At 37.6% G+C, this 13,135-nt stretch carries 10 protein-coding genes; 6 read left to right on the forward strand and 4 right to left on the reverse strand.

Annotation, left to right across the window (positions count from 1 at the left end; all coding sequences use genetic code 11):
- The first annotated feature begins 60 nt into the window (after positions 1–60).
- The 3 genes from OQ268_RS00270 (at position 61) to OQ268_RS00280 (ending at position 2,775) form a co-directional block, all read left to right on the forward strand.
- Positions 61–825 (forward strand): ABC transporter ATP-binding protein, encoded by a 765-nt coding sequence (locus OQ268_RS00270; protein ID WP_265854054.1) that lies wholly within the window; start codon positions 61–63, stop codon positions 823–825.
- 65 nt (positions 826–890) lie between these two features.
- On the forward strand, positions 891–2,000 hold the full coding sequence (locus OQ268_RS00275; protein ID WP_265854055.1) for an ABC transporter permease: 1,110 nt from the start codon (positions 891–893) through the stop codon (positions 1,998–2,000).
- A 91-nt stretch (positions 2,001–2,091) separates the two neighbouring features.
- Entirely contained in the window at positions 2,092–2,775 is a 684-nt protein-coding gene (locus OQ268_RS00280) for an XAC2610-related protein (protein ID WP_265854056.1), read from the forward strand.
- A 1-nt stretch (position 2,776) separates the two neighbouring features.
- On the opposite strand, the gene OQ268_RS00285 is transcribed toward OQ268_RS00280, so the two are convergent.
- From OQ268_RS00285 to kbl, 4 genes are all read right to left on the reverse strand, one after another.
- Positions 2,777–3,352 carry a TetR/AcrR family transcriptional regulator gene (locus tag OQ268_RS00285; RefSeq protein ID WP_265854057.1) on the reverse strand — a complete coding sequence of 192 codons (576 nt, stop codon included), beginning with the start codon at positions 3,350–3,352 and terminating at the stop codon, positions 2,777–2,779.
- Positions 3,352–3,762, reverse strand: a complete 411-nt coding sequence (locus tag OQ268_RS00290; RefSeq protein ID WP_265854058.1) for a Rieske (2Fe-2S) protein — start codon at positions 3,760–3,762, stop codon at positions 3,352–3,354. Before OQ268_RS00290 ends, OQ268_RS00285 begins: the two co-directional genes overlap by 1 nt.
- Entirely contained in the window at positions 3,762–4,802 is a 1,041-nt protein-coding gene (gene pheS / locus OQ268_RS00295; protein WP_265854059.1) for a phenylalanine--tRNA ligase subunit alpha, read from the reverse strand. Before pheS ends, OQ268_RS00290 begins: the two co-directional genes overlap by 1 nt.
- Positions 4,803–4,949: 147 nt before the next feature.
- Entirely contained in the window at positions 4,950–6,137 is a 1,188-nt protein-coding gene (gene kbl / locus OQ268_RS00300) for a glycine C-acetyltransferase (RefSeq protein WP_265854060.1), read from the reverse strand.
- Between the two features lie 241 nt (positions 6,138–6,378).
- On the opposite strand from kbl, the gene OQ268_RS00305 reads away from it, so the two are divergent.
- From OQ268_RS00305 to OQ268_RS00315, 3 genes are all read left to right on the forward strand, one after another.
- Positions 6,379–8,826, forward strand: coding sequence for a DUF5686 and carboxypeptidase regulatory-like domain-containing protein (locus OQ268_RS00305; RefSeq protein WP_265854061.1), 2,448 nt, complete (start codon positions 6,379–6,381; stop codon positions 8,824–8,826).
- Between the two features lie 107 nt (positions 8,827–8,933).
- Positions 8,934–9,884, forward strand: a complete 951-nt coding sequence (trhO, locus tag OQ268_RS00310) for an oxygen-dependent tRNA uridine(34) hydroxylase TrhO (protein WP_265854062.1) — start codon at positions 8,934–8,936, stop codon at positions 9,882–9,884.
- Between the two features lie 175 nt (positions 9,885–10,059).
- Positions 10,060–12,942, forward strand: coding sequence for a ligand-binding sensor domain-containing protein (locus tag OQ268_RS00315; RefSeq protein ID WP_265854063.1), 2,883 nt, complete (start codon positions 10,060–10,062; stop codon positions 12,940–12,942).
- Positions 12,943–13,135 lie beyond the last annotated feature (193 nt).

The following is a 13,135-nucleotide window of genomic DNA, read 5'->3' on the forward strand; positions in this document are numbered from 1 at the left end:
TTTTGGGTACGTAAAATAAAACTCATCATCTATTCACTTAAAGGTTGTTACATTAGCACCATGGAAACAAAAAAAGCCATTATCAGCGTAAAAAATCTGTTTAAAAAATATGATGATTTTACCGCTGTAGAGGATTTAAGTTTTGAAGTTTATGAAAATGAAATTTTTGGCTTACTTGGGCCAAACGGTGCGGGTAAAACGACTACGCTGGAAATCATTGAAACTTTAAGAGCTAAAACTGCTGGCGAAATTATAGTTGATGGATTTTCCGTAGACAAGCATCCGCAGGATATTAAAAAAATAATTGGTGTACAACTCCAGGCAGCGGGCTACTACCCTAACCTAAACCTCCTAGAGCTTATTGAGCTTTTTGCCGGTTTATATGGTGCTAACATTATACCAATGGAGATGCTTGAGAAGGTAAACCTACAAGACAAAGCAAAAGCAAAATACAAAGCTTTATCTGGCGGGCAAAAGCAGCGTTTCTCTATCGCAACCACATTAATTAATCAACCAAAAATAATTTTTCTTGATGAGCCAACAACCGGTTTAGACCCACAGGCACGCAGAAATTTATGGGATTTAATTATTGAAATTAGAGACGCCGGCACCACAGTTGTAATTACGACGCATTACATGGATGAAGCGGAACAATTGTGCGATCGCGTAGCCTTTGTAGAGCGAGGACAGATTATTGCACTAGATACGCCAGATAATCTTATTGACCAATTGGTAAACAGTGGTTTTGAGCGTAAAAAGGAGGTGAAGAAGGCTAACCTGGAAGATGTTTTTATTAATTTAACAGGTAAAGAGTGGAGAGAATAATCGCTCAGCTAAACTGGTAAAAAGCAACCTTAACACAAAACGATATAACAGATTTACGATAAATCATGGGCGAAAAAAATGCAAAAGCTGCTTCGGGCAGTAATAAGTACAGCAATGTTAAGGCAACTTTGGCCTTGGCGAAGGCTAGTTTCCGATCCATTATGCGCAGCCCGTCTGCCGTGGTTTTTACGTTAGCCTTTCCATTGATCTTCATTCTGGTATTTGGTTTTCTGGGCGGTGGCGGCACACGGATAGACGTGGGTGTTACGCCAGGGTCTGACCTTAATAGCCCCGTTATTACGATGCTTGATAAAACGGGAATGATTCGGCTGGTGCTAGATAAAAGCAAAGCTGATTATGATAAACTCTTGGAAAAGGGAAATATCGATGCCATGATTGATGTGCATAGGAAGGTAAATACTGCTGCTTATTCTGTAAATGTAGTTTATACCTCTGCATCTAGAGATAAAGGTGGAATTTTAAAATCTGTATTGAATAGTGTTTTCTATGATAAGACCTTAAAGCCAACAGTTGCCGAGATCAAGGAGAGTACTGTTACCGGAAGAGCGTATAAAACCATCGATTTTATTTTACCTGGTCAGCTGGGTTTCTCGCTTTTAAGTACCGGGGTGTTTGGAACCGCATTCGTTTTTTTAAGCTTGCGCCAAACACTCGTAATTAAACGTTTTTTTGCCACACCGGTTAGTAGAGCTAGCATTGTTATTGGTGAGGGCATTGCAAGAATCGGCTTTGCCCTAATTGGGGCCTTATTCATCATCTTAATAGGTCATTTCTTTTTTGGTTTTACATTAGTGCATGGAGCAATTACGGTGCTTAATATGTTGCTGCTTGCTACCTTGGGTGTCATCGTTTTTATGGGATTTGGCTTTATCATCTCTGGGATCGCAAAAAACGAAAGCATGGTTCCACCAATTTCAAATATTGTAACCCTTCCTCAGTTTTTATTATCGGGCACATTCTTTTCTATCGAGGCTTTTCCGAAATGGTTGCAACCCATCAGCAGGGCTTTGCCATTAACCTATTTGAACGATGCCATGAGAAAAGTGGCTTTTGAAGGGGCCGGTTTGTGGGATGTGAATTTCCAGATTATGATTTTACTAATCTGGGGAATTGTAATTTACGCCGTAGCAGTTAAAGTATTCAAGTGGGAATAATACAATATGGGATTTAAAACCCTATTCTAAACTTAACTTTTTTTAACTTTTATGGTTATTTTATTGAAGTACTTTTGAAGAAAAAGGCTTGATGAAATTTTTCGGCTCACTTACAATATTACTTCTTGTTGCCATAACCGGCCGAGCTCAATTTAAGTTTCTTGCAAATAACTGTTCAGAAAAATACAAAGCTAAAATCTTTGTAGCGAACTGCGAGGGTGGAATTTGCGATGGTAAAGCAACGCTGATTATTTATGATAAAATAACTGATCGAGAGTTGCAAACGTTTAAGTCGACGAACTTAAATTTTGCGTTAAACAGCAACCAAAATGCTGCCATTGGATGGTTGGATCTTGGCAAATACCAAAGCCCGCTTGTTTTTGGTGATTTTGATTTTGATGGCAATGAAGACGTAGCCATTAGAAATGGCAACAATGGTACATATGCAAGTCCTTCCTTTGATGTTTACCTTAACAACGGAAGCAAATTTGAATTGAATGTATCTTATACTAAACTGGCGAGCGAAAACTTGGGCATGTTTACTGTTAACGCCAAAAGTAAGCTCATCAGTATCGAACAAAGAGACGGCTGCTGCTATTTAAAGAAAATTGACTATGCCCTGAATGGAAAAAAGGGCTTAACTGAAGTGTCATCGGTAATTGAAGATTCGACCATTGGCGATGAAGTAATCGTAATTACACAGAAACGGATTAATGGTGCTATAAAGAAGACGGTTCAAAGATTTAAAACCAAGGAATACTACGCTGAGCAATAAATTACAGCGCTGCCTTGACTAAAAACGGCAAAATTTCTTTTTGGAAACTCACAAAATTTTTCCGCACATCAGCGTCACTTACAGAAGTAAAGGCAAATGAAAATACGATACTTTTGCTCGCCTTTAGTAAGAAAGCTAACCCCTCTCTCCTGGCGGGATTATTTTTAAAGTTATCAAGTTCGAGATAGGCAGCGAGTAGTAACGCCTCTAACTGATCTGATAAGTGTTTTAAAAACTCTTGCGAATTTGCATTCTCGCGAACAAAATCCCAACCAATAAATTCATTACACGCCGTAAAAGACAGTCGACTGGTTTTCATTACCAAAGCTTTCAAATGCTCTTCTTCAGAACCGTAGCTTACCTTATTATTGATAATCTCATTTAAATTTTGATCGAGGTAATCCATCAAGATACTGTCTAAAACCTGCTCCTTGCTTTCGAAATACTTGTAGATGGTAGCTTTAGCAATGCGGGCTTTCTTTGCAATCTCGTTTACACTGGTTTTATGATAACCGTACTTTCTAAATAGCTCTTTTGCTGCTTTCTTTACGGTTTCTTTAATTTTTTCGGCTTCCATTAATTGCTTACATTTATAAGTACATTGCCTTGCAAAGAGATATTATACTGCTTTAGTGTTTTTTCTGCAGGCGCTTTCTGAGGGCTTCCATCTAGCAATGAGAACTTCGCACCCGAACATGGATCTGTAGCAATTAAACCATTATCATCGGGCACTATTTTACATTTATTTTCCGGGTTAACAGTACTACAACGATCAAATGCTACAAAACCACCCAAAGGTGTTTTTACAATGATCAATCCGGCTACACCCTGGTTGGGCACCAATAACACATTATTAGTCGCTTTTAAGCTAAACTCGGTAAGGGTTACATTATAGTTAACCACTACATCCGGAATGTAGTTTTCTTCCTTACCACAACCGGTAAAAAAAGCGAATACAAACAATAGGCAATAAAGGTGCTTCTTCATTATATTAATGCAGACTTAAACTGCTTTAAGAAACGTATATCATTTTCTGAAAACAACCGCAAATCTTTAATTACATACTTAAGGTTGGCAATACGCTCAATACCCATACCGAACGCAAAGCCGCTATATTTTTTCGAATCTATACCGCAGTTGTCCAAAACATTAGGATCTACCATACCGCAGCCCAAAATTTCTACCCAACCACTATATTTACATAGCTGGCATCCCTCGCCCTTGCAAATGGTACAAGAAATATCCATTTCTGCTGAAGGTTCTGTAAATGGGAAATAAGATGGGCGGAAACGGATTTTGGTTCCCTCCCCGTATAACTCTTGTACAAAGTAAAACAGGGTTTGTTTTAAATCTGCGAACGATACATTCTCATCAACATACAAACCTTCAATCTGATGGAAAAAGCAGTGCGCCCTGGCAGATATTGCCTCGTTACGGTAGACCCTGCCTGGCATTATAGCTCTAAATGGTGGTTGGCCTTGTTCCATCATCCGTACCTGCACAGATGATGTATGTGTACGTAATGCTATATCACCTTTTTCGCCACCCTTTTTTATGAAAAAGGTATCTTGCATGTCTCTGGCAGGGTGCTCTTCCGGAAAGTTGAGCGCAGAGAAGTTATGCCAATCATCTTCTATTTCTGGCCCTTCGGCTACTGTAAAACCAACTTTAGCGAAAATCTCTACAATTTCCCTTCTTACCAAAGCCAGTGGATGACGTGAACCAATTTCAAAACCCTCGCCTGGTAAACTTAAATCTAAGCTGAGTTCATCAGCTTTACCACCCGATTGTTCTGTAGACTCTTTTAGGGTTTGATATTTCGATTCTGCAAGTTGCTTAAATTCATTTAATACTTTTCCTAAAGACCTTTTCTCTTCGACAGAAACGGTTTTAAATTCTTCAAATATTTCTTTGATAATCCCCTTGCTGCCTAAGTATTTTATACGGAACTGTTCTAATTCATCTGCTTTTTCGGTCACAAAAGCATTAATCTTGTCAGTATACTGTGTTATTTTATCCTGTAACATGGGTTCAAATATACGGCAAATAATCTTAAGATTTTACTTCCAACGGGTTCAAATAATCTCTTTAGAACGTCATTATAAAAGAAAATGAACTCAAAAATAAAAAAAGCTACACATGGTAGCTCTATAATTTATTTAGGAGGTTGTTGTTTAGATTACGCCTAGTTCTTTACCAACTTTGGTAAAGGCTTCAATGGCCTTGTCTAAATGGTGTTGCTCATGCGCAGCAGAAAGCTGAACCCTAATGCGGGCTTTGCCCTGGGGCACCACAGGGTAAAAGAAGCCGATAACGTAAATTCCTTCATCAAGCATTTTGGCAGCAAATGTTTGTGCAATTTTTGCATCATAAAGCATTACAGGTACAATTGGATGAAATCCTGGCTTAATATCGAAACCTGCAGCCGTCATTTTCTCGCGGAAGTATGCCGTGTTGCTTTCTAATTTATCTCTTAGCGAAGTGGTTTCACTTAACATGTCTAAAACCGCTATCGATGCACCAGCAATTGCAGGAGCTAAAGTATTAGAGAACAAATAAGGGCGAGAACGTTGACGCAACATATCGATAATCTCTTTTTTACCAGAGGTGAAACCACCAGATGCACCACCTAGGGCTTTACCTAAGGTGCCGGTAATGATGTCGATCCGATTCATCACATTAAAATGTTCGTGTGTACCGCGACCAGTTTTTCCAATGAAGCCAGAGCAATGCGATTCATCAATCATAATTAATGCTTCATACTTGTCCGCCAGGTCAGCAATCTGATCTAATGGCGCTACAGAACCATCCATAGAAAAAGCACCATCTGTAACAATGATTCTGTGCCTGCAATCTTTGGCTGCAATGAGTTGTTTTTCCAAATCTTCCATGTCGGCATTTTTGTACCTAAACCGCTGTGCTTTGCATAAACGCACACCATCAATAATGGAAGCATGATTCAATTCATCAGAAATTATGGCATCTTCTGCATTGAATAAGGGCTCGAAAACTCCACCATTCGCATCAAAAGCTGCAGCATATAAAATAGTATCTTCTGTACCTAAGAACTTTGAAATTTTGGCTTCAAGGGATTTGTGTACATCTTGCGTACCACAAATAAAACGAACCGACGACATCCCATACCCATAATCATCAATAGCTTTCTTAGCCGCTTCGATAACTTTTGGATGAGATGATAATCCTAAATAATTGTTTGCACAGAAATTAATAACCTCTGCCCCGCTATTCACTTTTATATCTGCGCCTTGCGGAGTGGTAATAATACGTTCGCGTTTAAATAATCCGGCATTTTCTATTTCTTCAAGCTCTTTTTGGAGAACAGGTTGTAATGTTTTGTACATGTTTTTTTGGTGATTTTTGTTCCAAAGTTATTAAAAAAAATGGCTTAAATACCTCAGTATATACCGTGTAATACTAATTTTTCACAAACTAACTCCCTAGGTTTTACTTGTTGTCGGTCTTCCAATTGGTGCTTTGAGTTCATAAATCAATATATTTTCTATTCAATTAACAAACTTTAACAGGTAAAATCTGTATTGTCTAAAAACTTATTCGATATTTATAGTCTACTACTCCTTATATATGGTAAAATTTTGCGCACTCGTTCTTCTTTGCACACTAACCAAATTAGCCATTGCCCAGCAACATATTGTCTCTGGCACGGTTAAAGATCTTAATGGGCAAGCCGTACCTTTTGCTTCGGTTTATCTTAAAAATACCACCACAGGTACTTCAGCAAATATCGATGGGAGATATGAAATAAGACTTAACGATGGAGAACACGTTTTAAGTTTCAGGGCTGTAGGCTATAAGCAACAGGAAAGTGTTGTAGATATTCATTCGAATGTAACGCTCGATGTGAAACTTGCTGCCGAGAGTTATACACTGGAAAACGTAACCATAAAGGCAAATGCCGAAGACCCGGCCTACGCTATTATTAGGAAAGCAATAAAACAACGAAAAGCACATTTAAATGAGGTGGCCCAATTCAGTTGTGATGTCTACATTAAAGGTGTACAAAGATTAAAGGGTGCACCAAAAAAATTTATGGGGCAAGATATTAGTAAAGTAATGGAGCTCGATACCAATAGGCAAGGCATCATCTACTTATCGGAATCGCAAAGTAAATTCAATTTCCGTAGGCCTAATGATGTACATGAGGAAATGATTTCATCTAAAATTGCCGGCCGCAATAATGCCTTTAGCTTTAACAAAGCCTCAGACTTAATTATTAATTTCTACGATAATTACCTCCTTGAAAACAAGCTAAGCGCCCGGGGGTTTATCTCACCTATTGCAGATAATGCGCTATTCTATTATAGGTATAAGTTAGTCGGTGAGTCTAACGAGAACGGAGAGTTAATTCACAAAATACAGGTTACGCCACGCAGAGAAAATGATCCGGCATTTAGAGGAATTATTTACATTATAGACGAAAGCTGGCGTGTTTACAACACCGATCTATACCTCACAAAAAGTGCCGGTATAAATTTTATAGACACGCTCAACATTGCGCAACAGTTTACGAAAGTGAATAATGTTTACATGCCCACTAGCATTAACTTCCAATTTAATGGCAATGTTTTAGGTTTTAAGTTCGCAGGTTATTTTGTAGGCGTATATAGCAACTACAACCTTAATCCGGTTTTTCCGAAAAATTTCTTCAATGGAGAAATACTGAAAGTTACGGAGATGGTTAACAAGAAAGACTCTGCCTATTGGAGCAATAACAGGCCTATACCGCTAACTACCGATGAGAAAGAAAATTACGTGAAAAAGGATAGCATAGCCAGGCTCAAAGAATCTAAAGCATACCTTGATTCTTTGGAAAACGATAACAATAGGTTTAGCATAGGAAAGCTGCTATTAAACGGATATAGTATCAATGACAGGTACAATAAGGAATACTATACGTTCGATCCCCTGTTAAAATCGGTGTTTTATAATACAGTTGAGGGATTCGCCATTAAGTATGGTGTAACTTTTAGGAAAGTATATACCAATAACATCATGTATAGCGTAAGACCAGAATTGAGGTATGGCTTTGCCAATCAAAAATTAACCGGAAACATTACGGCAAACTACTTATACAACCCGGTAAAAAGGGCAAGCGTTGGTGGGTCTTTCGGGAGCGGCATTTTCGATTTAAATAATCTGGGTTCAATGACCTTGCTGGGTAATACCATCAATTCGCTATTGTACGAAAAGAATTTTGCCAAGTCTTACCAAAAGAATTTCGCTTCCATCAACACAACTAGAGAACTTGCCAATGGCCTGCAAGGAAGTTTAGCGGTAGATTACAGTCGAAACTTTTATCTCACAAACAGCAGCGATTTTAAATTTTTTGATAATAAGGAACGAGAATTTACATCAAATAATCCTTTTAGCCCAGCGGTAGAAACACCGCTGTTTCCGACTTATAATTCTTTCAGCGCTACAGCAAGTTTAACCTACACTATTGGCCAGAAATTTATTACAAGGCCCGATGGCAAATTTTATACGGAATCGAGGTTTCCAAGAATCACCGCTTTATACAAAAAGGGATTTAATAATCTATTAAGCAGCGATATAGACTACGATTTCTTAAAACTAGAAGTATATCAGGATAGAATTGGCTTAGGCCTATGGGGGTATACCTCATTTTTAGTAGGCGCTGGTAAATTCGTGAATAACAGTAAAATGTACTATTTAGATTATAAACATTTTGCAGGTAACATCTCTACCATCTTCCCACCAAATCTGAGAAAGTTTCAATATTTAGATTTTTACCAATTTAGCACAAACCAACAATATTTCGAGGCACATCTGGAACACAATTTTGCCGGGTTTTTCTTAAACAAAGTACCTATCCTCCGCAAAGCCAAACTCGAAGAATTTATTGGTGGAGGATATTTATCATCGCCAGAAAAAAGGAATTACAAGGAATTCTATTTTGGCATACAACGCCTTGTACTTAGGGCAAGTTATGGTTTCGCTTACGATGGAGCAACAAAATTGACACAAGGTTTTAGAATTAGTTATGGTTTTTAATTAATTGCCAGTGCTTGGTGGCTAGATATTGTTAAAATTTTTCGATCGCTGTTTTTTTGCTACCTTTGCGTTGCATTAAACGCCGTATGCAACGGTATCAACGCATTATGAAGAAATATCAAACACTACTTTACTACTGCTACAGTTATATAGCAGAGGCTGAGCAATTTGCCGCCGATCATCTTAAATTCTGCAAATCTTTGAACCTCGTGGGTCGCATTATTGTTGCCGATGAAGGTTTAAATGGCACTGTCTCAGGCACGCAAGAAGCTTGCGCTATTTATATGGAAGCCTTACATGCCGATGAACGTTTTGCCAAAACAGAATTTAAAATAGATGATGTTGATGAGCCTTCCTTTTTAAAAATGCACTGCCGTTATAAATCTGAAATTGTGCATTCTGGTTTAAGAGATACTTCGATCATTAATCCAAACGAAAAAACTGGCAAACATTTGGAGCCAATTGATTTTATGGCGATGAAAGATGATGAGGATGTGGTAATATTAGATGTTAGATCTAATTACGAACACAACCTTGGTAAATTTAAAAATGCCATCACTTTAGACATCGAAAATTTCAGAGATTTCCCTGAACAGATTAACCAGTTGGCTAAATATAAAAATAAGAAGGTTTTAACATATTGTACAGGTGGGATCAAGTGCGAGAAGGCATCTGCCCTACTATTGCACCATGGTTTCAACGATGTATACCAACTACATGGCGGCATCATTAAGTACGGTAAAGAGGCTGGCGGGAAAGATTTCGAGGGCAAGTGCTATGTTTTTGATAACCGAATCGCTGTAGATGTTAATCAGGTTAATCCTACCATTGTATCAGTATGTTATAATTGCGGTAAAACTACACCAAAGATGATCAACTGTGCCAATCCTGAATGTAATGAGCATATTACTCAATGTGATGAATGCGGCGATAGTTTGCAGGGATGTTGTTCGCCAGCTTGCACCACAAACCCGCGTAAGCGCCCATATGATGGAACAGGTTATTATGTAAAGGTACCACAAACTGTAAGCAAGAAAAGCGGATTATTAACAGATTGAACACTGTAAAATGGTGCTATTTAGATCTTTTGGTATGCATTAGCTTAAAAAGGCTCATTTATGTCACTTTTACAGATGAAATTTATTCTAACTTTAGATTTAAGAACGAGCAGATAAAGCCGAATTGAACAAATTTTTTACTTTGTTCTGCAATGGATTAACCAAATACCATTTTATGTTAAAAATTGTTAGAGCAATCTGTAGTTTTTATTTTCTTCTAAACGTTGCCTTTGCGGCTGATATTAAGAGTATCGGCGTTCCTTATATAGAAAACTACCCAAAATCGGTGTATGCTTCTGGAAATCAAAACTGGAGTATTGCGAAAGACAAGCAGGGTGTAATGTACTTTGGCAATGCGGAAGGGTTACTTACTTTCGATGGCAAATACTGGCAGAAGTATAAAATGCCCAACAGGCAAATTGTACGTTCTGTAGCAACAGATGAAAAGGGTAGAATCTACACCGGATGCTTTGGCGAATTTGGCTTCTGGGCAATTAAAAATAATAAACTTACCTACAATTCATTAACTAATTTATTACCAAAGGGCATAAAAATAACCGATGAAATTTGGAAAATTTATGTAGACAAAGATCAGGTAATTTTTCAGTCCTTCTCTAAAATCTTCATCTACAAAAACAACAAGATTAAGATCATTTCGTCCCCAAAATCTTTCCTTTTTCTACATAAAGCACGAGACAGGTATTTTGTAGAAGTATTAGAAAATGGTCTTTACGAACTAGTTAACGACAAACTGGTTTACCTTGCGCAGAGCGATAAATTAGGCAAGCAAGGTGTACTTTCTATACTGCCTTATAAAAATAATGCGTTTATTATTGGTACCAGCAAAAATGGCCTGTTTATCTACGATGGAAGCGACTTTAAGCCAGTGGTTAGCGCAGCAAACGATTTTCTAAAAACTTTCCAGCTTAATAATGGTGTGCGTTTGTTAGGTAAATATTACGCCTACGGAACAATATTAAACGGTTTAATCATTATAGATGAGAGCGGGAAAATTGTACAGAAGATTAATAAATCCAGTGGGTTGCAGAATAATACAGTACTAAGTTTATATGCAGATAATGAACAAAATCTATGGACTGGCCTAGATAATGGGATTGATCGAATTGAATTAAATTCGCCGCTTTATTTTTATTTTGATAAAACCGGACAATTTGGAACCGTTTATTCGAGCATTATCTTTAACAATAAAATCTATCTGGGTACTAACCAGGGGCTTTTTTATAGCGATTGGCTTCCAAACAATGAGTTGCTACCTTTTAATTTCAGGTTAATCCCAAACTCTCAGGGTCAGGTGTGGGAATTGGCCATCATCGAAAACGAACTGGTTTGCGGACATAATAGTGGTACGTTTAAGGTTTTTGGTGATAAAATTGAATGGATTTCAAGAACCAGTGGCGGTTGGACGATCAAAAAACTTAATGCTAACCCGAATTATTTTGTCCAAGGAACATATACCGGGCTTTCGCTATTTCAACAATCACCAGGAACGGGGCTAAAATATGTAACAAAAATCGCTGGCTTTGATGCGCCATCAAGATTTATAGAACAAGATCATAAAGGCGACATCTGGGTGGGGCATGCCTATAAGGGTTTATATAAAGTTACATTAAATGCAGCTTTTACAAAAGTTACCAGCACTAAATACTTTGACGAAAAAAATGGATTGCCAAGTAACTACAACATCAATATCTTCAACCTCGAAAACAAGATAGTATTCTCATCAGACGAAGGATTTTTTACCTACGATGAGCTGAGTAATAAATTTACCAAATACGATGTATTAAACCACAAACTCGGTTCCTTTTCTACGTCAAACAACATTATCAAAGCGGGCGACAAAAAATATTGGTTTATCGATCACGGGAAAACAGCTTTAGTAGATTTTACAGAACCCGGGAAAGTTGACATCGACTCCAATCAATTTAGTTTACTTGATGGAAGAATGGTACAATACTATGAAAACATCAGCAAGATTAGCAACTCGATTTATCTAATTAGTGTTGATGACGGATTTGTAATTTATAATACAGCAGAAAACCGTGCAAAGCAAAAGGTTAAACTGCCGGCAGTGCTAATTCGTCGCATTGATGATATTACCGATAAATATTATACCATAAGTGAAACCGGGAATGATGGTGGAGAGACAGAAGTACCCTACAGCAGAAACAATATTAGGATTTCTTTTGCATTGCCATACTACAGGCAAGCAAAAATAAAGTTTCAATATTTCTTAAAAGGTTACTCGAAAGACTGGTCTGACTGGAGTTACGCTACACAAAAAGACTTTACCAACCTCAGTTCGGGAAGCTATGAATTTAAGGTAAGAGCCAAATTAGACGATTCATCCGTTACTGAAATAACCACTTTTGAATTTGTCATATTGCGACCCTGGTACCTAAATAATTGGGCAATTATTTTTTACGCTATCATTTTCGTAGCCTTGCTGATTATTGGCAAAAGAACCTATGAACGAAAGTTACGCCGCGATAGCTTAAAAATTAGTGACCGCTTGCAGGCAGAGCAAGACGAGATTTTGCGTCAGGAAACAGAAGCAAACGAAAAACAGATTATCAAACTACAAACCGAAAAACTTCAGGCCGAATTGGCTTCAAAAAACCGTGAACTTGCAAATTCGGCCATGACTTTGGTTTATAAAAATGAGTTGTTACAGAAACTGAGCGATGAAATTACAAAGCTAAAAGATGAGAATGGCAAAAAGCTTTCAGAAGATCAAACCCGAAAAATCCAAAAAGTAATAAATGATGGAATGAATGATGAACGGGATTGGCATTTGTTCGAGAACAGCTTCAATGAAGCCCATGAGAGTTTCTTTAAGAAGCTTAAAGCACAACACCCCGATTTGGTACCAAACGATCTAAAGCTTTGTGCTTATTTAAGAATGAATATGAGTAGTAAAGAAATGTCATCTCTTCTAAATATCAGTTTAAGAGGCGTAGAAATTCGTCGCTACAGGCTGAGAAAAAAACTGGAAGTTCCACACGATAAAAACCTGACTGAGTTTTTAATGGAACTGTAAGCCCACTAAAATTTCTTTCCTTAGTTATGTCACATTCATGATATGATCGAAAATATCCTATAAAATCGGTTTCAATAGACTACATCATTACCTCTCATAGTAAAAAAAAACTCACCTAATTTTGCTTCGTGTATTCTTGACACCATATGAATACATAAATCTTGGCTTCTTGTGACTATACCTATTTTATCCG

Source organism: Pedobacter sandarakinus, assembly GCF_026240095.1.
Classification (GTDB): Bacteria; Bacteroidota; Bacteroidia; order Sphingobacteriales; family Sphingobacteriaceae; genus Pedobacter; species Pedobacter sandarakinus.